The organism is Burkholderia sp. BC1 (assembly GCF_052683555.1).
Genome location: NZ_JBQYLP010000005.1, coordinates 1 through 21773 on the forward strand (window position 1 = coordinate 1; position 21773 = coordinate 21773).

The 21773-nt window shown below is 66.3% G+C and carries 23 protein-coding genes; 11 read left to right on the forward strand and 12 right to left on the reverse strand.

The features are described 5' to 3' along the window. The 5 genes from ACSHSS_RS03725 to ACSHSS_RS03745 all read right to left on the reverse strand — a co-directional run. The coding region (locus ACSHSS_RS03725) for a transposase (RefSeq protein ID WP_445544605.1) at positions 1-308 on the reverse strand (308 nt) is incomplete at its 3' end. Positions 309-709: 401 nt separating this feature from the next. Continuing rightward, entirely contained in the window at positions 710-1474 is a 765-nt protein-coding gene (locus ACSHSS_RS03730; RefSeq protein ID WP_261512221.1) for a ParA family protein, read from the reverse strand. Between the two features lie 49 nt (positions 1475-1523). Beyond that, positions 1524-1724, reverse strand: coding sequence for a hypothetical protein (locus ACSHSS_RS03735; RefSeq protein WP_217060178.1), 201 nt, complete (start codon positions 1722-1724; stop codon positions 1524-1526). Continuing rightward, complete coding sequence (locus ACSHSS_RS03740; RefSeq protein WP_059874660.1) at positions 1725-2351, reverse strand: DNA-3-methyladenine glycosylase; 627 nt, start codon at positions 2349-2351, stop codon at positions 1725-1727. Positions 2352-2618: 267 nt separating this feature from the next. Further along, positions 2619-2900: a hypothetical protein gene (locus tag ACSHSS_RS03745; RefSeq protein WP_146122282.1), complete on the reverse strand. Its 282-nt coding sequence runs from the start codon at positions 2898-2900 to the stop codon at positions 2619-2621. Here ACSHSS_RS03745 and ACSHSS_RS03750 point away from each other — a divergent pair. Then, positions 2886-3185: a hypothetical protein gene (locus ACSHSS_RS03750; RefSeq protein WP_217060176.1), complete on the forward strand. Its 300-nt coding sequence runs from the start codon at positions 2886-2888 to the stop codon at positions 3183-3185. The two genes, ACSHSS_RS03745 and ACSHSS_RS03750, sit on opposite strands and share 15 nt — an antisense overlap. 349 nt (positions 3186-3534) lie before the next feature. Here the strand turns inward: ACSHSS_RS03750 and ACSHSS_RS03755 are convergent, their stop codons facing one another. Together ACSHSS_RS03755 and ACSHSS_RS03760 are read right to left on the reverse strand one after the other, a co-directional pair. Beyond that, positions 3535-4086: a single-stranded DNA-binding protein gene (locus tag ACSHSS_RS03755; RefSeq protein WP_059782485.1), complete on the reverse strand. Its 552-nt coding sequence runs from the start codon at positions 4084-4086 to the stop codon at positions 3535-3537. A 102-nt stretch (positions 4087-4188) separates the two neighbouring features. After that, the gene (locus tag ACSHSS_RS03760; protein WP_261512216.1) at positions 4189-5376 is read right to left on the reverse strand and encodes an MFS transporter; all 1188 of its coding nucleotides are present in this window, start codon (positions 5374-5376) and stop codon (positions 4189-4191) included. Positions 5377-5654: 278 nt separating this feature from the next. Here ACSHSS_RS03760 and uvrA point away from each other — a divergent pair, with 278 nt between their 5' ends. Both uvrA and ACSHSS_RS03770 read left to right on the forward strand, forming a co-directional pair. Further along, positions 5655-8540, forward strand: a complete 2886-nt coding sequence (gene uvrA, locus ACSHSS_RS03765) for an excinuclease ABC subunit UvrA (protein WP_105782017.1) — start codon at positions 5655-5657, stop codon at positions 8538-8540. A 260-nt stretch (positions 8541-8800) separates the two neighbouring features. Continuing rightward, positions 8801-9886: an AI-2E family transporter gene (locus tag ACSHSS_RS03770; protein ID WP_043279192.1), complete on the forward strand. Its 1086-nt coding sequence runs from the start codon at positions 8801-8803 to the stop codon at positions 9884-9886. A gap of 89 nt (positions 9887-9975) precedes the next feature. Here the strand turns inward: ACSHSS_RS03770 and purU are convergent, their stop codons facing one another. The 5 genes from purU to ACSHSS_RS03795 all read right to left on the reverse strand — a co-directional run bounded on the left by purU (position 9976) and on the right by ACSHSS_RS03795 (position 15079). Continuing rightward, a complete protein-coding gene (gene purU / locus ACSHSS_RS03775; protein WP_105846341.1) occupies positions 9976-10860 on the reverse strand; it encodes a formyltetrahydrofolate deformylase in 885 nt (294 codons plus the stop codon). 64 nt (positions 10861-10924) lie between these two features. Next, entirely contained in the window at positions 10925-11782 is an 858-nt protein-coding gene (locus tag ACSHSS_RS03780) for an NUDIX hydrolase (RefSeq protein WP_261512211.1), read from the reverse strand. A 5-nt stretch (positions 11783-11787) separates the two neighbouring features. Beyond that, the gene (locus ACSHSS_RS03785) at positions 11788-12402 is read right to left on the reverse strand and encodes a LysE family translocator (RefSeq protein ID WP_006398263.1); all 615 of its coding nucleotides are present in this window, start codon (positions 12400-12402) and stop codon (positions 11788-11790) included. A gap of 26 nt (positions 12403-12428) precedes the next feature. After that, positions 12429-12995, reverse strand: coding sequence for an adenine phosphoribosyltransferase (locus ACSHSS_RS03790; protein ID WP_012212706.1), 567 nt, complete (start codon positions 12993-12995; stop codon positions 12429-12431). Between the two features lie 77 nt (positions 12996-13072). Continuing rightward, positions 13073-15079: a monovalent cation:proton antiporter family protein gene (locus ACSHSS_RS03795; protein WP_006398261.1), complete on the reverse strand. Its 2007-nt coding sequence runs from the start codon at positions 15077-15079 to the stop codon at positions 13073-13075. Positions 15080-15205: 126 nt separating this feature from the next. Here ACSHSS_RS03795 and kdsD point away from each other — a divergent pair, with 126 nt between their 5' ends. From kdsD to ACSHSS_RS03835, 8 genes are all read left to right on the forward strand, one after another. After that, on the forward strand, positions 15206-16189 hold the full coding sequence (kdsD, locus tag ACSHSS_RS03800) for an arabinose 5-phosphate isomerase KdsD (protein WP_445544606.1): 984 nt from the start codon (positions 15206-15208) through the stop codon (positions 16187-16189). Next, positions 16189-16725 carry a KdsC family phosphatase gene (locus ACSHSS_RS03805; protein ID WP_006398259.1) on the forward strand — a complete coding sequence of 179 codons (537 nt, stop codon included), beginning with the start codon at positions 16189-16191 and terminating at the stop codon, positions 16723-16725. The genes kdsD and ACSHSS_RS03805 overlap by 1 nt, the downstream gene beginning before the upstream one ends. Positions 16726-16728: 3 nt before the next feature. After that, positions 16729-17343: an LPS export ABC transporter periplasmic protein LptC gene (lptC, locus tag ACSHSS_RS03810; protein WP_006398258.1), complete on the forward strand. Its 615-nt coding sequence runs from the start codon at positions 16729-16731 to the stop codon at positions 17341-17343. A gap of 20 nt (positions 17344-17363) precedes the next feature. After that, entirely contained in the window at positions 17364-18029 is a 666-nt protein-coding gene (lptA, locus tag ACSHSS_RS03815; protein WP_006398257.1) for a lipopolysaccharide transport periplasmic protein LptA, read from the forward strand. After that, on the forward strand, positions 18026-18802 hold the full coding sequence (gene lptB / locus ACSHSS_RS03820; protein WP_006398256.1) for an LPS export ABC transporter ATP-binding protein: 777 nt from the start codon (positions 18026-18028) through the stop codon (positions 18800-18802). Before lptA ends, lptB begins: the two co-directional genes overlap by 4 nt. A 152-nt stretch (positions 18803-18954) precedes the next feature. Continuing rightward, positions 18955-20460 (forward strand): RNA polymerase factor sigma-54, encoded by a 1506-nt coding sequence (locus ACSHSS_RS03825; protein ID WP_006398255.1) that lies wholly within the window; start codon positions 18955-18957, stop codon positions 20458-20460. A 158-nt stretch (positions 20461-20618) separates the two neighbouring features. After that, positions 20619-20978, forward strand: a complete 360-nt coding sequence (gene hpf, locus ACSHSS_RS03830) for a ribosome hibernation-promoting factor, HPF/YfiA family (RefSeq protein ID WP_006398254.1) — start codon at positions 20619-20621, stop codon at positions 20976-20978. Between the two features lie 194 nt (positions 20979-21172). After that, positions 21173-21685, forward strand: a complete 513-nt coding sequence (locus tag ACSHSS_RS03835; RefSeq protein ID WP_035488861.1) for a PTS sugar transporter subunit IIA — start codon at positions 21173-21175, stop codon at positions 21683-21685. Positions 21686-21773 lie beyond the last annotated feature (88 nt).

Below are 21773 nucleotides of genomic sequence, written 5' to 3' on the forward strand. Positions count from 1 at the left end.
GCATCAGGCACGTTCTCGATCGCCAGATCGATGCCGGCGAAGGCTCGCAGCGTGATGCTGTCATACAGCGCGTCTTCCAGTCCTTCGTCCGACAGTCCGTACCACTGTTGCACGAAGTAGATTCGCAGCATCCGCTCAAGGCCAATCGGCGGGCGACCTCGCGTGCCCTTCGGATAGTGCGGTTCGATGGCCGACAGCAAGCGCTGCCACGGAACGACCTTCTCCATCTCTTCCAGGAAGCGTTGGCGCCTCGTCACTCGCTTCTTGCCTGCAATTTCCGCTTCCGCGAAGCCGATCTGCCTCTTCATCGTCGTGGGTCCGTTCCGTGAGCTGTCTTCTAAACGTCCTCGGCTACGTCTGCGATGACCGCCGAGCCGAATAAATCAGCGTTTCCTAAGTGGCATTAATGATAGGTATAAACCCTTACCCACTCATCGAGATCCGTCGATGCCGGTGTTCCGCCCCAGGCTTGGGCCCGCGCCACTACGGGCGGCGCGGCACACTCTTACCTTTTTACTGGGTCAGCCATATGAATATCCAGCAAGTTTTACCCAGTCATTATTTCCACTATTAGAAACAAGTACAGCCATCGAGCGATGAAGCAGTCGCTTATGTAATCGTTTTTTTGGAATTTACATTGAAACCGTTTTCTCGTTTATTAATGAAAGTTTCAATGATCGGATCAAATGACAAATACTTGCCGGTTTATTCAGCCGACTAATTCGCGGTGCAGCGCGCGAAATTCGTGCGCGAGCTTGTGAGTCGGTTCGAGATGGATGAGAGGAGTCGACTGCTGATGCGATTCACCGATTTTCACCGACGACGACAGCCGCGACGCGAGCACCGGCAGCCCTTCTTCCACGAGCTCGTCGACGAGCCGCTGAGGCAGGCTCGCCCGCGGCTGGAACTGGTTGATGACGATCCCTTCGACTTCGAGCGCCGCGTTGTGGTCCTGCCGGATCTCCTTCACGTTCTCGAGCAGCGTATACAGCGCCCGACGCGAAAAGTCGTCGCAGTCGAACGGAATCAGGCAACGCTCGACCGCGATCAGCGCGGAGCGCGTGTAGAAGTTCAGCGCGGGCGGCGTGTCGATGTAGACGGCGTCGTACGCGTGCAGTTCGTTCAGCGCGTCGCGCAGCTTGTAGATCTTGTAGCGCGATTCAAGCTTGCCGTGCAGCGTGTCGAGATCGGGGTGCGCCGGCATGACGTCGAGCTGAGCGAACGGCGTGGGATGAATGAACGACGCGACGTCGACCGGCCGGAAGCTGAACGTGAGCGCGGTGTCGAAGAAGTCCGCGACGCCCGGACGCACGTCGGTCGCTCGTTCGCCGAGGAGATAGCGTGTCGAATTCGCCTGCGCGTCGAGATCGACGACGAGCGTGCGCAGCCCTTCGCTCGCGCTGACCGCCGCGAGATTGCAGACGATCGTCGACTTGCCCACCCCGCCCTTCTGGTTGAATACGACTCGCCGCATCGTGTCCCCTGTCGATCGAGCTATCGAAACGGACAGCATACGCACGCGATTATGGCGATTGCGTGAACGCGGTGCGGGGTGCGGGTTGGGAGATGCTGCCAATGCAGCCGATGACGCGGATGCGGCTGATGAGCGCGATGCCGCCGATGAACCCGACGCCGGTCATGTTGCCTGCAATTGCCGATGTTATACGTGCGCGCTGCATGCGAGTCGCATCGCCGATGCGCGCGGCATGCGCGCCGCGTCCCACCTACCGCTCGACTGCACGCGGTCCCGATACGTAAGGATTGCCCGGCACGCTCCATCGCCACGGCAGCTCCGTGCCGACGCGGATACCGATGCGCGGGCCGCCCTTCGCGCGCGCCGGCGGTGCCGTGCCGTCGTCGACGATCGCGAAGCCGTCGCACGCGCGTACGAGGTCGGCGCCATCCTGCGCACCTGTGATGCCCATCGCCTGCGTGAGCCGCGCCGGGCCGCGACACAGGTCGCGATCGCGCGTCTGCGGCGGACGCGCGGCGCGCATCCGCTCGATGCCGAACAGCGGTTCGAGGGCCCGGATCAGCACGCCGGTGCCGGCGCCGTCCGGGCCGCAGACGCAGTTGCAGCACCAGTGCATGCCGTACGTGAAATACACGTACATGTGCCCGGGCGGCCCGAACATCGTCGCGTTGCGCGGCGTCTTGCCGCGATAGGTATGCGCGGCCGGGTCGATCGCGCCGGCATAGGCTTCAACCTCCACGATCCGCCCTGCACGACCGTCCGCGGACGCGAGAATCTTGTTCAGCAGCAGCGGCGCGACCGTCGGCGCCGCGCGATCGAAGAACGCACGCGGCAGCAGGGTGCCGGGCCAGCCCGGTGTGCGCCTATTTCGCGTCATGAGGTAGCTCCGGTCGATGGCGGCAGCGCCGAGCGCCGCCATGCGAAGCATAAGACAGACATCGATCGACGTGACGGTCGCTCGCGGCGGCCGTCATGTGCGGATTGATTCTGGAGAACAGCATGTCGAGATGCGGGACGATGAGATCGGGCAGTGTGTCGGTCACGTGCCGGACAGGCCGTACAACGCTCGTGGGCCGTCGTCAGGCACCGTGATCGTATCACCGCTCGTGACGCGGAATCGGCATGCTGCCCACGTGCCGGCCGACTATTGCGCTTCGCGTCGGGAGCGGCGAATCAAGTGCCATTCCAGAAACGCGTTGTACGCGAAAAGAATCGTTGTCGTGAACGCCAGCCCTCCCGTCGTGAGCGCGCCGGGCGCAACGACGCAGCTCAGCGCGGCTATCCCGACCGACATGGGCAGCGTTCTGCCGAACGCCCCGAGCAGGATGGCAAACCATCCATCTCCATATTCCTTGCTGAACCGATCGGGATAGATGCCGTACATCAAAAACTTCACAAGCGGTTTTTGCGAATGACGAGTACGCATGAGGACTCCGGACGTCTGAATCCATTGCAAGATGCCGGCGTGCGAGCATCCAAAATGCTCGCACACTGCCGAGCGAAAATTGCCGATCAGGCGTTAGAACCTGCAGATCCAGGCTTGTCCGAGAAAGGCTCCGGCGCCGCTCAACAACGCCGATTGCGGACCACGGGCCGCCCCGATCAGGGCTGCGCCGCCGACTGCAGCCCAGTTGATGGGCGCTGGATTCCGCTGACAGGAAAAGGCACCGCCGACTCGTTGCAGTTCATTTCGATCGAGTACACGCATTGATTCGGTCTCCATAAAAAGTGAGCTATTGCCGGCGACATCGCTCCTCACAGCCACCGCCGACGATTCACTCTATCCGCAAACCCGCAGACGAAAAATATCGAGTTCCTCATGGTTACGGGGAAATTCTCTCGCTGCCACCGGCCGCACGGACATGAAGTCAGACCGCAATGTGGGCGAATGTAAAAAGCAGCCTTCGAACAGGATCTGTCCGAGGTCGAAACACCGTGCCGACCGGCACGGCACGCCGCGGCCAATGACGCGGTTGCCGGGAGTGGAGAAATCGCGGCGACAAAAAGAAAAACCCCACCGAAAGGTGGGGTCGATCGTTACGGTTTCCGTATGCGGGAAATCAGAACGGAATATCGTCGTCCATCTCGTCGAAGCCGCCGCCAGCCGGCGCGCTCGGACGGCTCTGGCCGCCACCGCCACCGCCACGCGCCGCGCCGCTTGCACGACCGCCACCGCCGCCGCGCTCCATCTGCTCGCCGCGACCGCCGCCGCCACCACCACCACCGTAGCCGCCGCCGTAACCGCCTTCGTCACCGCCGCCGCCACCGCCCGAGCCGCCGCGGCCGCCGAGCATCTGCATCTGGTCGGCGACGATTTCGGTCGAATAGCGATCCTGGCCGTCCTGGCCTTGCCACTTGCGCGTGCGGATCCGGCCTTCGATGTAGACCGACGAGCCCTTCTTCAGGTATTCGCTGACGATTTCGGCGAGACGGCCGAAGAATGCGACGCGATGCCACTCGGTCATTTCCTTGAACTCGCCGCTCGCCTTGTCCTTGTAGCGGTCGGTGGTCGCGAGACGGATGTTCGCAACCGCGTCGCCGCTCGGCAGGTAACGGACTTCAGGATCGGCGCCGAGATTGCCGACGAGGATGACCTTGTTGACGGATGCCATGTGTTTCTCCAATAGATTCGATGCCGGGCCGCCCGCGGATCCAGTCGCGAGCGCCCGCCGGGCACGCCGGCAAGCACCGCCCGTGCCCGCCCGGATGAAGGATCAGGCCTTGCGCGGCGGCGCTTTCATGCTGGCCGCGATTATAAGCCACGCTGCGACGAGCCCCGAGCAGGCGTAGAAGACGGTGTCTGCGCCGCCGTGCTTCAGCAGCCAGCCGCCCGCGATGCCGCCGAGCGCGAGCCCGACCGACTGCGTGGTGTTGTACACGCCCGTGGCCGCGCCCTTGCGCGAACCGGGCGCGAGCTTCGACACGAGCGACGGCTGCGATGCTTCCAGGATGTTGAAACCCAGGAAGTACACGAACAGGATCGCCGCCACAATCAGGATGGTATGCGGCGCGCTGCCGAGCAGCAATTGGCCGATCAGGATAGCGAGAATGCCGCCGAGCAGCACCGGTTTCATCTTGCCCCGCTTTTCGGCGACGATGATCGCCGGCACCATCATCACGAACGCGAGCGCCATCACCGGCAGATAGACCTTCCAGTGCGAGGCGACGGGCAGCCCGCCGTCGACGAGCAGGCGCGGCACGACGAGAAACAGCGCCGTCTGCGTCGCATGCAGCACGAGCACGCCGAAGTTCAGGCGCAGCAGTTCGACGTTGTGCAGCACCTCGGCGAACGGCGCGGGCACGTGCACGGGCTTCGCGGCGTCGGGCACGACCCACAGCACGACGCCGATCGCCAGAATCGACAGCACGCCGACGATCGCGAACAGCCCGCTCATGCCGACCCAGTGGAACACGATCGGCGCGCCGACGATCGCGATCGCGAACGACACGCCGATCGAGCCGCCGACCATCGCCATCGCTTTCGTGCGGTTCTGCTCGGAGGTCAGATCGGCGATGAACGCGAGCACCGCCGACGACACGGCGCCCATCCCCTGGATCACGCGGCCGACGATGATCCACGTGATGTCGTGCGCGAACGCGGCGACGAAGCTGCCGAGCGCGAAGATCAGCAGCCCCGTCGCGATCACCGGCTTGCGGCCGAACCGGTCGGACGCCCAGCCGTAGAAGATGTACAGCAACGATTGCGTGACGCCGTACGCGCCGAGCGCGATCCCGACGAGCACCACGTTGTCGCCGCCCGGAATGGTTTTCGCGTAGACCGAGAACACCGGCATGATCATGAACAGCCCGAGCATGCGCAGCGCGAAGATCGCCGCGAGCGACGTGGTCGCGCGCACTTCGGGCGCGCTCATGCGGGAGGACGTGGCGGACGGATTGGACATCTGAATGAATTTCGAATGATCGGAGTGTCCGCCCGGCGGCAGGGGCGGAAAGATCAGGGCCGGGCAATCGGCGGGGCGTGATGCGGCGCCGTGCCGGCCGCCGGAGCGCCGGAGCGCCGGCCGCCGGAACGCCGGCCGCCGGAACCGCGCGGTGCGGCTGCTTTCCCGACGCGGAAGACGCCTTGCTGCCACCTGCTGCAAAGGCCGGAGGCCCCCGACGACGGTCTCGAAAAGCCGTTATAGTAGCAGGTTTGGTTTCCTCCATTTTCGCCAGGTTCATGGAACAGATTCGTATCCGTGGGGCGCGCACCCACAACCTGAAAAACGTCAATCTCGACCTGCCGCGACACAAGCTGATCGTGATTACCGGGTTGTCCGGCTCGGGCAAGTCCTCGCTCGCGTTCGACACCCTTTATGCCGAAGGCCAGCGCCGCTACGTGGAAAGCCTGTCCGCGTACGCCCGCCAGTTCCTGCAGCTGATGGAGAAACCGGACGTCGACCTGATCGAGGGGCTGTCGCCCGCGATCTCGATCGAGCAGAAGGCGACGTCGCACAACCCGCGTTCGACCGTCGGCACGGTCACGGAAATCCACGACTACCTGCGACTTTTGTACGCACGTGTCGGCACGCCGTACTGCCCCGACCACGATATTCCGCTCGAAGCGCAGAGCGTGTCGCAGATGGTCGATGCGGCGCTCGCGCTGCCCGAGGAAACCAAGCTGATGATCCTCGCGCCGGTCGTCGCGAACCGCAAGGGCGAGCACGTCGAGCTGTTCGAGGACATGCAGGCGCAGGGCTTCGTGCGCTTTCGCGTGCGCTCGGGCGGCGGCACCGCGAACGAGGGCGTCGCGAAGATTTACGACGTCGATTCGCTGCCGAAGCTGAAGAAGAACGACAAGCACACGATCGACGTCGTCGTCGATCGCCTGAAGGTGCGCCCCGACATGAAGCAGCGTCTCGCCGAATCGTTCGAGACGGCGCTGCGCCTTGCCGACGGCCGCGCGATCGCGCTCGAAATGGACACCGACCGCGAGCACCTGTTCAGCTCGAAGTTCGCGTGCCCGATCTGCTCGTACTCGCTGCAGGAGCTCGAGCCGCGCCTGTTCTCGTTCAACAACCCGATGGGCGCGTGCCCGGAATGCGACGGCCTCGGCCAGATCACGTTCTTCGATCCGAAGCGCGTCGTCGCGCATCCGTCGCTGTCGCTCGCGGCCGGCGCGGTGAAAGGCTGGGATCGCCGCAACCAGTTCTACTTCCAGATGCTGCAGAGCCTCGCGGCGTTCTACGAGTTCGACATCGACACCGCGTTCGAGGATCTGCCCGAGAAGATCCGCAAGGTGCTGCTGTTCGGCTCCGGCAAGCAGACGATCCCGTTCTCGTACATCAACGAGCGCGGCCGCACGACGGTGCGCGAGCACGTCTTCGAAGGCATCATCCCGAACCTCGAGCGGCGCTACCGCGAGACCGATTCGGTCGCGGTGCGTGAAGAGCTGTCGAAATACCAGAACAACCAGCCGTGCCCGTCGTGCGACGGCACGCGCCTGCGCCGCGAGGCGCGCTTCGTGCGGATCGGCACGGGCGACCACGCGCGGGCGATCTACGAGATCAGCGGCTGGCCGCTGCGCGACGCGCTCGGCTATTTCGACGGGCTGACGCTCGAAGGCGCGAAGCGCGAAATCGCCGACAAGGTGATCAAGGAAATCGTCGCGCGCCTGACGTTCCTGAACAACGTCGGCCTCGACTATCTGTCGCTCGAGCGCAGCGCCGAAACGCTGTCGGGCGGCGAAGCGCAGCGCATCCGGCTCGCGTCGCAGATCGGCTCCGGCCTGACCGGCGTGATGTACGTGCTCGACGAGCCGTCGATCGGTCTGCACCAGCGCGACAACGACCGGCTGATCGCGACGCTCAAGCATCTGCGCGATCTCGGCAATTCGGTGATCGTCGTCGAGCACGACGAGGACATGATCCGCACCGCCGACTACGTCGTCGACATGGGCCCCGGCGCCGGCGAGCACGGCGGCGTGGTCGTCGCCGAAGGCACGCCGAAGCAGGTGCAGGCGAATCCGCAGTCGCTGACGGGCCAGTATCTCGTCGGCGCACGCACGATCGACTATCCGGACGAGCGCATCGCGCCCGATCCCGAGCGCATGCTGCGCATCGTCGACGCGCACGGCAACAACCTGAAGCACGTGAACCTGGATCTGCCGGTCGGCCTGCTGACCTGCATCACCGGCGTGTCGGGCTCCGGCAAGTCGACGCTGATCAACGACACGCTCTATCACGCGGTCGCACGGCACCTCTACGGCTCGTCCGCCGAGCCGGCCGCGCACGAAGCGATCGAAGGGCTCGAGCATTTCGACAAGGTGATCAACGTCGACCAGTCGCCGATCGGCCGCACGCCGCGCTCGAACCCGGCTACCTACACGGGCGTGTTCACGCCGATCCGCGAGCTGTTCGCGGGCGTGCCGACCGCGAAGGAGCGCGGCTACGATCCGGGCCGCTTCTCGTTCAACGTGAAGGGCGGCCGCTGCGAGGCGTGCCAGGGCGACGGCGTGCTGAAGGTGGAAATGCACTTCCTGCCGGACGTCTACGTGCCGTGCGACGTCTGCCACGGCAAGCGCTACAACCGCGAGACGCTCGACGTGCAGTACAAGGGCAAGAACATCAGCGAAGTGCTCGACATGACCGTCGAGCATGCGTACGAGTTCTTCAGCGCGGTGCCGGTCGTCGCGCGCAAGCTGAAGACGCTGCTCGACGTCGGCCTCGGCTACATCCGCCTCGGCCAGTCGGCCACCACGCTGTCGGGCGGCGAAGCGCAGCGCGTCAAGCTGTCGCTCGAGCTGTCGAAGCGCGACACGGGCCGCACGCTGTACATCCTCGACGAGCCGACGACGGGCCTGCATTTCCACGACATCGCGCTGCTGCTCGAAGTGATCCACCGGCTGCGCGACCAGGGCAACACGGTCGTGATCATCGAGCACAACCTCGACGTCATCAAGACGGCCGACTGGGTGATCGACCTCGGCCCCGAAGGCGGCGCCGGCGGCGGGCAGATCATCGCGCAGGGCACGCCCGAGCAGGTCGCGAAGACGAAAGCGAGCTTCACCGGCAAGTACCTCGCGCCGCTGCTCAAGCGCCCGACGCGCAAGGTCGCCGCAGGCTAAGCGCCCCGCTCGCCCGGCGCGCAGCGGCCGGGCAACGCTGGCGCCACGACGGGCGGCCGCCGCGCCGCCCGTCGTCATTTCCGTCTCGTGTCATTCCGCGCACGCCAAACGGCCCGTTCGAGCCCATAATGGCGGCTATACTTTACGGCCGTAAGCTTGGTAATCCGCACCAGGCCGGTGCATCGGCGGCGATCGGCCGCCCGGGATGGCTCGGAGCCGCTGCGCAGCCCGCACGCGCTCCTGCCGACAAGGAATTGACGATGGAGAAGCAACAAGAGCCGGCGCGCGATGCGCAAAGCCGCGAGCCGCACCTGCGCAGCGTGCGGCTCACGAGCGACTTCAGTCTGCCGAAGCTGTCGGCGATCGAGATCGGCAGCTACGTGTTCGCGCTCGCCGCGATGTGGCTCGTCCTCGATCTGAAGCTGCTCGGCGGGCTGCTCGCCGGGCTGCTCGTCTATCAACTGATCCACACGATCGCGCCGGTGATCGAGCGTCACACGACGAGCATGCGCGCGCGCTGGGTCGCGGTCGTGTTGCTCGCGATCGCGATCGTCGGCGCGCTGACCGGCCTGTCGATCGCCGTCGTCGAGCACTTCGAGCATACGGTGCCGAACCTGCAGGCGCTGCTCGGCCAGCTGATGCAGATCGTCGAACAGACGCGCGCGCGCACACCGGCCTGGATCGCGAACGTGCTGCCGGTCGACGTCGAGCAGATGAAGGCGAAAGCCGCGGTGCTGATGACCGCGCACATGGATCAACTGCAGCAAAGCGGCAAGAACGTCGCGCGCGGCTTCGGCCACGTGCTGTTCGGGATGATCATCGGCGCGATGATCGCGATCGGCGTCGAGCACGGCAAGGTGCGCCGGCCGCTGTCGACCGCGCTCGTCACGCGCGTGTCGCGCTTCGCCGACGCGTTCCGCCGGATCGTGTTCGCGCAGATCAAGATCTCGGCGATCAATGCCGCGTTCACGGGCCTCTACCTGCTCGTCGCGCTGCCGATCTTCCACGAGCGGCTGCCTTTGTCGAAAACGCTCGTGCTCCTCACCTTCATCGTCGGGCTGCTGCCCGTGATCGGCAACCTCGTGTCGAACACGCTGATCGTCGCCGTGTCGCTGTCGGTCAGCATGGGCACCGCGATCGCGTCGCTCGCGTTCCTCGTGATCATCCACAAGCTCGAGTATTTCCTGAACGCGAAGATCATCGGCGGCCAGATCGAATCGCGCGCGTGGGAGCTGCTGCTCGCGATGCTGGTCATGGAAGCCGCGTTCGGGCTGCCGGGCATCATCGCCGCGCCGATCTTCTATGCGTACATCAAGCGCGAACTGCAGATGCTGCGGATGATCTGACGCCGCGCCGCACGCAAAAAAAAACGCCGCGCCACCGAATGTCGGGGCGCGGCGTTTCTCGTTTGGGCGACGCGTGCCGAAGCGGCCGCTCAGCGGAACACGACCGTCTTCGTACCGTTGAGCACGATGCGGTGCTCGACGTGCCACTTCACGGCGCGCGCGAGCGTCACGCATTCGACGTCGCGGCCGATCGCGGTCAGCTGGTCCGGCGTCATGCTGTGATCGACGCGCTCGACCTCCTGTTCGATGATCGGCCCTTCGTCGAGATCCGTCGTCACGTAGTGCGCGGTCGCGCCGATCAGCTTCACGCCGCGGTCGAACGCCTGATAGTAAGGCTTCGCGCCCTTGAAGCTCGGCAGGAACGAGTGATGGATGTTGATCGCGCGCCCGGCGAGCCGCTCGCACATGTTCGGCGACAGGATCTGCATGTAGCGCGCGAGCACGACGAGGTCGGCCTGATGCCCGTCGATCACGTCGAGCACGCGCGCTTCCTGCGCGGCCTTCGCTGCGTCGGACGAACCGCCGACCAGCGGGAAGTGATGGAACGGGATGTCGTAGCTCGCCGCGAGCTGGTAGAAGTCCTTGTGGTTCGACACGATCGCCGGAATCTCGATCGGCAGCTGGCCCGTGCGATAGCGGAACAGCAGGTCGTTCAGGCAATGGCCGATCTTCGACACCATGATCACGACGCGCGGTTTCACCGACGCATCGTGCAGTTCCCAACGCATCGCGAACTGCTCGGCGAGCGGCGCGAAATCGTCGCGCAGCGTGTCGAGCGCCGAGGCGGCATCCCGGCCCGCGCCGTCCTGTTCGAAATGCACGCGCATGAAGAACTCGCCGGTGCGGCTGTCGCCGAACTGCGCGGAATCGAGAATGTTGCTGTTGCGCTCGAACAGAAAGCCCGAGACCGCGTGGACGATGCCGTGCCGGTCGGGGCACGACAGTTTCAAGATAAAGCTGTGATCGGTCGACATGACCGTACTCCCTTCGTTTCCGTATTCGTCAAATGGCTCGTGTGCGCCGCGGCCGCGAGCCGCATCAGGCGGCCGGCGCGAACAGCGCATCGAGGCCCGCCGCGTCGGCGGCCGGCAACCAGCCGTGGCGCAGCAGCGTGTCGAGCGTCGCGAGGCTCGCGTCCATCGTCGCGCGCCCGTCGCGCAGCCAGCCGATCACCTCGGGCACGCCGGCCAGCAGATGTTCGGCCACTTCGCCGTCCTGGTTGTGCGGCGCGAAGTCGTGCGGCAACGGCAGGTCGTACACGAAGATCAGTTCGGACTGCGTGCCCTCCGGCAGCGAGCACAGCACCTGCACCGCGCGGCCCGCGATCGCGCGCGCCGCGAGTTCGGCCGGGATGCCGGCCTCTTCCCAGCATTCCTTCACGAGCGTCTCGCGTACGCCGAGCCCCCAGCCGATGCCGCCGGCGACCACGTTGTCCAGCATGCCGGGATCGGTCGCCTTCGTCGCGCTGCGGCGGCCGAGCCACAGCTGCGGCGTGCGCGCCGCGTCGGGCGAAACCGCATATTCTACGATGCCGTTCAGATGCACCGCATAAGTCTGCGTGCCGAAGAAGCGCGACGCCGCGCGCTCGATGTAGGCGAGCGGCGGATCGTCGAAGCGGTTGCGGATCGCGTAGATCTCGTCGCGCCAGCCCGGAATCGCGCCTTCGGCCGCCAGCGCGCCGATCGCGCTCGCGAGCGCCATGCTGCGCGCGTCGACGGTGTCGTAGCGGTCGGACAGCACGACGCGCGCGTCGGACAGTTCGAACACGTCGGGCCAGCGCGCAAGCCGCGCGACGTCGCGGCGGCGAATCCAGCCGACCGCCGCCCCGGCGATTTCGAAGCGCACGTGCGCGGACGGATCGAAGCGGCGCGCGGCCGCGATGCACGGAAAAGTCATCGTCGTCAGTCCTTCAGCGCCACGCGGATGCCGATCGCGATGAAGGTCGCGCCGGCCAGACGGTCGAGCCAGACGCCGGCCTTCGGACGGCGCTTCAGCCACGCGCCGATCGCGCCCGCGCCGACGCCGAACAGCGAGAAGATCGCGGCCGTCTGCAGCATGAAGAGCGCACCGAGTTCGAACATCTGCAGCGTCACGCTCTGCGCGCCGTGCGGATCGACGAACTGCGGCAGGAACACGACGAAGAACAGCGTGACCTTCGGGTTCATCAGATTGCCGATCACGCTCTGCCGGAAAATCGCGCCGAGCGGCTGCGGCGGCCGCGCATGCGCGTTCGCGAGGCCGTGGCTGCGCAGCGCCTTGATGCCGATCCAGACGAGATACGCGGCGCCCGCGAGCTTCAGGATCTGAAACGCGAGCGGCGACGAACGCAGCACGGCCGCGACGCCGAGCGCCGCGAGCGTCGTGTGGAACAGGATGCCGGCCGTGAAGCCGAGCGCGGCGACGAAGCCGGCCGCGCGGCCCTGCGAGATGCCGCGCGCGAGCACCTGCAGGTTGTCGGGACCCGGCGCGAACGTGATCGCGATCGACGTGGCGAGAAACAGCATGAAGTTCGGCATCGTGGCCTCGCTGCGTGAGCCGGCGCTCAGTGGCCGGCGAATTCGGTGACGGTATAGACGGGCAGCCCTGCGTTGCGCAGCAGCGCCGAGCCGCCGAGATCGGGCAGATCGATGATCGCCGCGCCTTCGACGACGACGGCGCCGAGCCGTTCCAGCAGGTTGCGTCCGGCCATCATCGTGCCGCCGGTCGCGATCAGGTCGTCCATGATGATCACGCGGTCGCCCGGCTTGCACGCGTCCTCGTGGATCTCGACGGTCGCGCTGCCGTACTCGAGCTCGTACGATTCCGAACGCGTCTTGTACGGCAGCTTGCCGACCTTGCGGATCGGCACGAAGCCGACGCTGAGCTCGTACGCGACGATCGGCGCGATGATGAAGCCGCGCGCGTCGAGCCCCGCGACGTAGTCGAGCTTCGCGTCGACATAGCGCTCGACGAACAGGTCGACGAGGATGCGCAGCGCCTTCGGGCTCTGCAGCAGCGTCGTGATGTCGCGGAACATCACGCCCGGCTGCGGCCAGTCGGGCACGGTGCGGATCTGGCTGTGAATGAAGGCGACCGGATCGAGCGGTGCGCCCGACGACGAATGCGACATGAAACTCTCCGAAAAAAACGGTGCGCGAAGATCGGGCACCGTTTCGAAAAAATACGGGTCGGGTAATGAATCGCGGCTCACGCGGCCACGGCCGGCGGATCGCGGCGATGGCGCGAGAGCCGCTCCTCCGCGAGCGCGAGCGCCTCGGGCAGCCCGCGCAGCACGACGATGTCGCTCGCACGCAGCTTCGTCTGCGGATCGGGTTCGACGCCGCGAATGCCATGCCGGCGGATCGCGGTGACCTCGAGCCCGAGCGCGTAGAGCCCGAGCTCCTCCAGCGAGCGCCCGACCGCGTCGGCGCGCGCGTCGACCGGCACCGATTGTAGCCGTACCTGCTCGTGATCGTCGTCGTCCGCGTCGTCGGCGCCGTGGAAGTAGCCGCGCAGCAGGCTGTAGCGCTCGTCGCGCATCTCCTCGACGCGCCGCACGACCTTGCGCATCGGCACGCCGACGAGCACCAGCGTATGCGACGCGAGCATCAGGCTGCCTTCGACGATCTCCGGAATCACCTCGGTCGCGCCGGCCGCGAGCAGCTTCTCGAGATCGGCGTCGTCGACGGTGCGCACGATCGCGGGCAGCGTCGGCTCGAGTTCGTGCACGTGGTGCAGCACGCGCAGCGCGGACGGCGTGTTCGCGTACGTGATGGCGACGGCCGCCGCGCGATGGATACCGGCCGCGAGCAGCGACTCGCGGCGCGCGGCGTCGCCGAACACGACCGATTCGCCGGCCGTCGCGGCCGCGCTCACGCGATCGGGGTCGAGGTCGAGCGCGACGTACGAGATGCCTTCCTGTTCGAGCATCCGCGCGAGGTTCTGGCCCGCGCGGCCGTAGCCGCAGATGATCACGTGGCCGCGCTGCTTGAGGCTCTGCGTCGCGATGCGCGTCATCTGCAGCGACTGCTGCATCCATTCGGTCGACGACAGCCGCATCACGATGCGGTCGGCGTTCTGGATCAGGAACGGCGCGGCCAGCATCGACAGCAGCATCGACGCGAGAATCGCCTGCAGCAGCGTCGCGTCGACGAGATGGCGATCGAGGATCAGGTTCAGCAGCACGAAGCCGAATTCGCCGGCCTGCGCAAGCCCGATGCCGGTGCGCATCGCGACGCCGGGCGTCGCGCCGAACAGCCGCGCGAGGCCCGCGATCATCGTCGCCTTGAACAGAATCTGGCCGACGAAAAAGCCGCCGACGAGCAGCGGATGCTCCCAGATCACGCGCGGGTCGAGCAGCATCCCGGTCGTCACGAAGAACAGGCCGAGCAGCACGTCGCGAAACGGCTTGATGTCCTCCTCGACCTGATGACGGAACGGCGTCTCGGCGATCAGCATGCCGGCGATGAATGCGCCGAGCGCGAGCGACAGCCCGAAGCGGTCGGTGATGAACGCGGCGCCGAGCGTGACGAGCAGCAGGTTCAACACGAACAGCTCCTGCGAGCGGCGCCGCGCGACGACGTTGAGCCAGCGCGTCATGAAGCGCTGGCCGATCACGAGCAGCAGCGAGAGCGCGATCACGATCTTGACGGCCGCGAAGCCGAGCGTCAGCGCGAGATCCTTCGACGACTCGGCGCCGAATGCGGCGATCACGATCAGCAGCGGCACCACCGCGAGATCCTGGAACAGCAGCACGCCGAAGATGTTGCGGCCGTGCTCGGTCTCGATCTCGAGCCGCTCGGCGAGCATCTTCGAGACGATCGCCGTCGACGACATCGCAAGCGCGCCGCCGAGCGCGACGCTGCCCTGCCATGTGATGTCGACCCAGCGCTGGAACAGCATGCCGAGCACGACCGCGAGCGCGAGCGTCGCGACCACCTGCATCAGCCCGAGGCCGAACACGAGCCGCTGCATCGCGCGCAGCTTCGCGAGCGAGAACTCGAGGCCGATCGAGAACATCAGGAACACGACGCCGAACTCGGCGAGATGCTCGGCGCGCTCGAGGTCGCCCGCCACGCCGAACGCGTGCGGGCCGACGAGGATGCCGACGGTCAGGTAGCCGAGCATCGGCGGCAGATTCAGCGAGCGAAATACGACGACGCCCACCACCGAGGCCAGCAGCAGCAGCAGGGTCATTTCGAGCGGGGAAATCACGGGCGGAGCGTCCTCGTTCGTCGGGGCCACGGCAAGACGGGCGCGGCAAGTGGCGATGGACCGGCAGCATCGGACACGTCCGAATGGGCCGGCGCGGCGAACAAACGCCTTTGCTATACTCCGCGCATGATAGCGAAAATCAATGATGATCGGGCGCTCGCGCTCGCCCGCGACGTGCTCGACATCGAGGCGGACGCCGTGCGCGCGCTGCGCGACCAGCTCGACGGCAGCTTCGCCCACGCCGTCGCGCTGCTGCTCGGCTGCCGCGGCCGCGTCGTGGTCTCCGGCATCGGCAAATCGGGGCACATCGCCCGCAAGATCGCGGCCACGCTCGCGAGCACCGGCACGCCCGCGTTCTTCGTCCATCCGGCGGAAGCGAGCCACGGCGACCTCGGCATGGTCACGCCGGACGACGTCTTCATCGGCATTTCCTATTCCGGCGAGTCGGAAGAACTCGTCGCGATCCTGCCGCTCGTGAAGCGGATCGGCGCGAAGCTGATCGCGATCACGGGCCGCGCGGAATCGAGCCTCGGCACGCTCGCCGACGTGAACCTGAACGCGGCGGTGTCGAAGGAAGCGTGCCCGCTGAATCTCGCGCCCACCGCGAGCACGACCGCCGCGCTCGCGCTCGGCGACGCGCTCGCCGTCGCGGTGCTCGACGCGCGCGGCTTCGGCTCCGAGGATTTCGCGCGCTCGCATCCGGGCGGCGCACTCGGCCGGCGTCTGCTGACCTACGTGCGCGACGTGATGCGCACCGGCGACGACGTCCCGTATGTCGGGCTCGACGCGACGCTGTCGGACGCGCTGTTCCAGATCACCGCGAAGCGGATGGGCATGACGGCCGTCGTCGACACGAACCGCAAGATCGCGGGCATCTTCACCGACGGCGACCTGCGCCGCGTGCTCGCGCGCGACGGCGATTTCCGCCGCCTGCCGATCGCGGACGTGATGACGCGCGAGCCGCGCACGATCGGCGCAGACCATCTGGCGGTCGAAGCGGTGGAACTGATGGAGCGCCACCGGATCAACCAGATGCTGGTCGTCGACGCCGACGGCGTGCTGATCGGCGCGCTGAACATGCACGACCTGTTTTCGAAGAAGGTGATTTGATGAGCGCTGCGCTGACTGCAGCCGAACGCGCGAGCCGCGTCAAGCTGATGATTTTCGACGTCGACGGCGTGCTGACCGACGGCGGCCTGCTGTTTACCGCTGCGGGCGATGCGATGAAGTCGTTCAATTCGCTGGACGGCCACGGCGTGAAGCTGCTCGGCGAAGCCGGCATCGCGACCGCGATCATCACGGGCCGCCGCTCGGAGATCGTCGCGGCGCGCGCGAAGGAAATGAAGATCACGCACCTGTTCCAGGGCGTCGAGAACAAGCTGAGCGTCTTCACCGATCTGATCGCGTCGCTCGGCATCGCGCCGGACGCGTGCGGCTACATGGGCGACGACTGGCCCGATCTGCCGGTGATGCTGCGCTGCGGCTTCGCGGCTGCGCCGGCGAACGCGCATCCGGAAGTCATCGCGCGCGCGCACTGGGTCGCGGAAGCCCGCGGCGGCGAAGGCGCGGTGCGCGAAGTGTGCGACACGGTGCTGCGCGCGCAGCGCCGCTACGACGCGCTGCTCGCAGCCGCGTGCGGAGCCTGACGGATGAACCCGCATTTCCGCTGGACCCAGCTGCTCCCGCTCGTTGCCGTCGCGGCGCTCGCGGGCATCACGTGGTGGCTGCTGCAGGCGACGCTGCCGCCGCCCGGCGAAGGCGTCGCGCAGCCGAAGCGCCACACGCCCGACTATTTCGCGGACAACTTCTCGGTCACCGAGCTCGACCAGTCCGGCACGACGCAGTACCGGCTGACGGCCGCGAAGCTCGTCCACTACGAAGACACCGAGTCGAGCGACCTGACGATGCCCGCGATGCGCGCGTTCCAGCCCGGCAAGCCGGTCGTCACGACCACCGCGAAGCGCGGCACGGTCAACGGCGACGTGTCGATCGTCGACCTGTACGACGACGCGCGGATCCTGCGCGCGGCCGGCGGCGGCGACCCGCAGATGCAGGCCGATTCGCAGCATTTCCGTATCTTCGTCAATGACGACGTGATCCAGACCGAAAAGCCGGTTAAACTTCAGCGCGGCCTGTCGCTCGTCAACGCGACCGACGGCATGAAGTACAACAACGTCACCCGGGTCATCGAGCTTTACGGCAACGTGCGCGGCACGATCGCCGCGTCGGACGCGTCCGGCGGCTCGAAAGGTCAACCCAAGTGACGCTTCCCTCACGTGACTGCATGAACGAACCGTTCCCTCGACAGAATTCCGGCGGCGCTGCGCGCGCCGTCCGCGCCGCGCTCGCCGCGACGCTCGTCGCCCTGCCCCTCGTCGGCCTGGCGCCGCTCGCCCACGCCGAGAAGGCCGACCAGAACAAGCCGATCAACGTCGAGGCGGACAACCTGACCTATGACGACCTGAAGCAGGTCACCGTCGCCACCGGCAACGTCGTGATCACGAAGGGCACGATCAAGATCACCGGCGATCGCGTCGAAGTGCGCCAGGATCCGGAGGGCTATCAGTACGCGACGTCGTTCGGCAGCGGCAAGAAGCACGCGACGTTCCGCCAGAAGCGCGAAGGTCTCGACGAATACATCGACGGCGACGCCGAGCGCATCGACTACGACGGCAAGCAGGATCTCACCACGCTGACGACCGCCGCGACCGTGCGTCGCCTGCAGGGCACGTCGACGATCGCCGACACCGTGCACGGCAGCGTGATCACGTACGACGGCCAGCACGACTTCTACACCGCGAAGGGCGGCAAGGACGTCGCCGCGCCCGGCAATCCGAACGGTCGCGTGCGCGCGATGCTGTCGCCGAAGAACGGCGGCCCGGGCCCGATGAACGGTGCGCCGGCAAAGCTGTCGCCGTCGACCACGATCCAGGGAGCGCCCGGTCAATGAACGCGCTCCCGAATCGCCAGCCGGCCGGCACCACGAGTTCGCTCGTCGTACGCAACCTGAAGAAGCGCTACGGCTCGCGCACGGTCGTCAAGGACGTCTCGCTCGACGTGAAGAGCGGCGAAGTGGTCGGCCTGCTCGGCCCGAACGGCGCCGGCAAGACGACATCGTTCTACATGATCGTCGGCCTCGTGCCGCTCGACGCGGGCGAGATCTCGCTGAACGGCAGTTCGATCAGCCTGCTGCCGATCCACAAGCGCGCGTCGCTCGGCCTGTCGTATCTGCCGCAGGAAGCGTCGGTGTTCCGCAAGCTGACCGTCGAGGAGAACATCCGCGCGGTGCTCGAGCTGCAGCACGGCGACGACGGCAAGCGGCTGTCGAAGGACGCGATCGCCTCGCGCACCGAAGCGCTGCTCGACGAGCTGCAGATCGGCCATCTGCGCGAGAACCCCGCGCTGTCGCTGTCCGGCGGCGAGCGGCGCCGCGTCGAAATCGCGCGCGCGCTCGCGACGAACCCGAGCTTCATCCTGCTCGACGAACCGTTCGCGGGCGTCGATCCGATCGCGGTGCTCGAGATCCAGAAGATCGTCAAGTTCCTGAAACAGCGCAACATCGGCGTGCTGATCACCGATCACAACGTGCGCGAAACGCTCGGCATCTGCGACCACGCGTACATCATCAGCGACGGCTCCGTGCTTGCGGCCGGCGCACCGAACGAGATCATCGAGAACGAAAGCGTTCGCCGCGTGTATCTCGGCGAACATTTCCGCATGTAACGCGCCGCTGGCAGCGCCCGCCCGGCCGTGCCGCGCGGGGCCGCGCCCAGCCTCGCGGACGTGCCGCCGGCCGGGCGGCGCGCCACGCGTAATCGCGGATGGCTCAATGCGCCTGGGTCGTGGCAAACTGCCGGTATGACTCCCTCTCTGCCATGAAAGCCAGCCTCCAACTCCGCCTGTCGCAACATCTGGCGCTGACGCCCCAGCTACAGCAGTCGATCCGGCTCCTGCAGTTGTCGACGCTCGAATTGCAGCAGGAAGTGGCGATGGCGGTCGCCCAGAACCCGCTGCTCGAGAACGACGACGAATGGATCGCGAGCCCGCTGCGCGTTGCGGCGGACGGCTCGCTGATCGCGCAGACGCCGCCCGTGTCGAACGGCGAGCCGGCCATCGCGAACGGCAACGGCCAGTCGAGCGATCGTGCTGAGCGCGACGAACCGGCCGGCGCCGACGAATACGACGGCTATGCGGCCGGCGACGCAAGCGATGGCCCGCAGTGGAACCTCGACGAATTCGGCCGCGCGAGCGGCGCCTCCGACGACGACGATCTGCCGCCGCTGCAGGTGCAGGAAGCGGCGACGTCGCTGCGCGATCATCTGTCCGCGCAGCTGCGCGTCACGCAGGCGAGCCCGCGCGATCGCGCGCTCGTGATGTTCCTGATCGAGTCGCTCGACGACGACGGCTACCTGACGGCGTCGCTCGACGAGGTGCTCGCCGATCTACCGCCCGAACTCGAAGTCGACTGCGACGAACTGAACGCGGCGCTCGCACTGCTGCACAGCTTCGATCCGGCCGGCGTCGGCGCGCGTTCGGCATCGGAATGTCTGAAGCTGCAGCTGCTGCGGCTCGATCCGTCCCCGACGCGCACGCTCGCGCTCGAGATCGTGTCGCAACATCTGGAACTGCTCGCCGCGCGCGATTTCACGCGGTTGCGCAAGCATCTGAAGGCCACCGACGACGCGCTGCGCGACGCGCACGCGCTGATCCGCTCGCTCGAGCCGTTCCCCGGCGCGGCCTACGGCAAGGCCGAAGCCGACTACGTCGTGCCCGACATCATCGTGAAGAAGGTCGGCCAGGGCTGGCAGGCCGAGCTCAATCCCGAGGTCGTGCCGAAGCTGCGCATCAACAACCTGTACGCGAACATCCTGCGCAACAGCCGCGGCGATCCGTCGGCCGGCTCGCTCAAGCAGCAGCTGCAGGAAGCGCGTTGGCTCATCAAGAACATCCAGCAGCGGTTCGACACGATCCTGCGCGTCGCGCAGGCGATTGTCGAACGTCAGAAGAATTTCTTTGCGCACGGCGAAATTGCCATGCGCCCCTTGGTTTTGCGGGAAATAGCTGATACGCTGGGCCTACACGAGTCGACTGTCAGCCGTGTGACAACGGGCAAGTACATGCTGACCCCGTTCGGGACGCTTGAATTTAAGTACTTCTTCGGATCGCACGTCTCGACCGACACCGGTGGCGCCGCATCGTCGACCGCCATCCGTGCCCTCATCAAGCAACTGATAGGAGCCGAAGACCCCAAATCGCCACTTTCGGACAGCCGCATTGCCGAGCTGCTGGCAGAACAAGGCTTCGTGGTCGCGCGCCGCACGGTTGCGAAATATCGCGAAGCCCTCAGGATCCCGGCAGTGAATCTGCGCAAGTCTCTTTAAGCCTGCTGCCTGCCCGGCGGCAGGCGTGTTCCGGCCACCGCGCACACGGGGAACAGGCCGGGCGACCTGTCCGCGATTCGCCGCCTCGTGCGGGACGGGCAAGTCGACCGGAGCGCCGCCTCGATGCGGCCGGGTGGTCACTCGCTTGGAGAAGCACTATGAACCTGAAGATCAGTGGACATCATCTCGAAGTCACGCCTGCGATTCGCGAATACGTGATCACCAAGCTGGACCGGGTGCTACGGCATAGCGATCAGGTGATCGATGGCACTGTGATCCTCTCGGTCGACAACCACAAGGAAAAGGACAAGCAGCAGCGTGCGGAAATCAATCTGCACCTGAAGGGCAAGGACATCTTCGTCGAAAGTTCGAACGGCAACCTGTATGCAGCGATCGATCTGCTGATCGACAAGCTGGACCGCCAGGTCGTCAAGCACATGGAGCGCCTGCAGACGCACGCGCACGATCCGATCAAGCTGCAGCCGGCCGTCGACCAGATCGAACTGCCGCCGCAATAACCGTTACCGCAACACAGCGCCGCCCGGTTCGCCGGGCGTTTTTTTTGCGGTGCCGCGCAGCGGCGCCGAGGGTCGGCCGCGCTGCACCACGCGCGCGGCTGTGTTCTATAATGCTCCGGTTATCGCCGGGGGGCGTTGATCCGGTCGCCGCGCGTTGCACGCTTCCGATGCCGAACGCCTTGATATCGTCGAACATGGACCATCAGTCTGCCGCCGCAAGGAGACCCCAGGCCGTCCAATCGCCTGCCAACATGAATCGCCTAGCCAAAATCCTGCCCATAGAGAACGTCGTCATCGACCTCTCCGTCACCAGCAAGAAACGCGTTTTCGAACAAGCCGGGCTGATCTTCGAGAATCAGAACGGCATCGCTCGCAGCACCGTCACGGACAATCTGTTCGCGCGCGAGCGCCTCGGCTCGACCGGTCTCGGCGAAGGCGTCGCGATTCCGCACGGACGCATCAAGGGCCTCAAGCATCCGCTCGCGGCATTTGTGCGGCTCGCCGATGCGATCCCGTTCGAGGCCCCCGACGGCCAGCCGGTTTCCCTCCTGATTTTCCTGCTCGTTCCCGAGCAAGCCACACAGCAGCACCTCGAGATCCTGTCCGAAATCGCGCAGCTGCTGTCCGATCGCGACGCGCGCGAGCGTCTGCACAACGAAACGGATCCCGCCGAGTTGCATCGCCTGCTCACTCAGTGGCAACCTTGAGCTGATCCGGGCGGAATATTTTCCCGAACGACGCGGCCGGCGCCGCCGCGCACGGCCACCCGGCGCCGGTCCGGCATCGCGACGCCCG

Coding starts and splice junctions, on each gene's coding strand:
- ACSHSS_RS03730 (WP_261512221.1), bottom strand. CDS start 1,474: ATGCGGCGAGTCGTATTCAACCAGAAGGGCGGGGTGGGCAAGTCGACG.
- ACSHSS_RS03740 (WP_059874660.1), bottom strand. CDS start 2,351: ATGACGCGAAATAGGCGCACACCGGGCTGGCCCGGCACCCTGCTGCCG.
- ACSHSS_RS03750 (WP_217060176.1), top strand. CDS start 2,886: ATGACGAGTACGCATGAGGACTCCGGACGTCTGAATCCATTGCAAGAT.
- ACSHSS_RS03745 (WP_146122282.1), bottom strand. CDS start 2,900: ATGCGTACTCGTCATTCGCAAAAACCGCTTGTGAAGTTTTTGATGTAC.
- ACSHSS_RS03755 (WP_059782485.1), bottom strand. CDS start 4,086: ATGGCATCCGTCAACAAGGTCATCCTCGTCGGCAATCTCGGCGCCGAT.
- ACSHSS_RS03760 (WP_261512216.1), bottom strand. CDS start 5,376: ATGTCCAATCCGTCCGCCACGTCCTCCCGCATGAGCGCGCCCGAAGTG.
- uvrA (WP_105782017.1), top strand. CDS start 5,655: ATGGAACAGATTCGTATCCGTGGGGCGCGCACCCACAACCTGAAAAAC.
- ACSHSS_RS03770 (WP_043279192.1), top strand. CDS start 8,801: ATGGAGAAGCAACAAGAGCCGGCGCGCGATGCGCAAAGCCGCGAGCCG.
- purU (WP_105846341.1), bottom strand. CDS start 10,860: ATGTCGACCGATCACAGCTTTATCTTGAAACTGTCGTGCCCCGACCGG.
- ACSHSS_RS03780 (WP_261512211.1), bottom strand. CDS start 11,782: ATGACTTTTCCGTGCATCGCGGCCGCGCGCCGCTTCGATCCGTCCGCG.
- ACSHSS_RS03785 (WP_006398263.1), bottom strand. CDS start 12,402: ATGCCGAACTTCATGCTGTTTCTCGCCACGTCGATCGCGATCACGTTC.
- ACSHSS_RS03790 (WP_012212706.1), bottom strand. CDS start 12,995: ATGTCGCATTCGTCGTCGGGCGCACCGCTCGATCCGGTCGCCTTCATT.
- kdsD (WP_445544606.1), top strand. CDS start 15,206: ATGATAGCGAAAATCAATGATGATCGGGCGCTCGCGCTCGCCCGCGAC.
- ACSHSS_RS03805 (WP_006398259.1), top strand. CDS start 16,189: ATGAGCGCTGCGCTGACTGCAGCCGAACGCGCGAGCCGCGTCAAGCTG.
- lptC (WP_006398258.1), top strand. CDS start 16,729: ATGAACCCGCATTTCCGCTGGACCCAGCTGCTCCCGCTCGTTGCCGTC.
- lptA (WP_006398257.1), top strand. CDS start 17,364: ATGAACGAACCGTTCCCTCGACAGAATTCCGGCGGCGCTGCGCGCGCC.
- lptB (WP_006398256.1), top strand. CDS start 18,026: ATGAACGCGCTCCCGAATCGCCAGCCGGCCGGCACCACGAGTTCGCTC.
- ACSHSS_RS03825 (WP_006398255.1), top strand. CDS start 18,955: ATGAAAGCCAGCCTCCAACTCCGCCTGTCGCAACATCTGGCGCTGACG.
- hpf (WP_006398254.1), top strand. CDS start 20,619: ATGAACCTGAAGATCAGTGGACATCATCTCGAAGTCACGCCTGCGATT.
- ACSHSS_RS03835 (WP_035488861.1), top strand. CDS start 21,173: ATGGACCATCAGTCTGCCGCCGCAAGGAGACCCCAGGCCGTCCAATCG.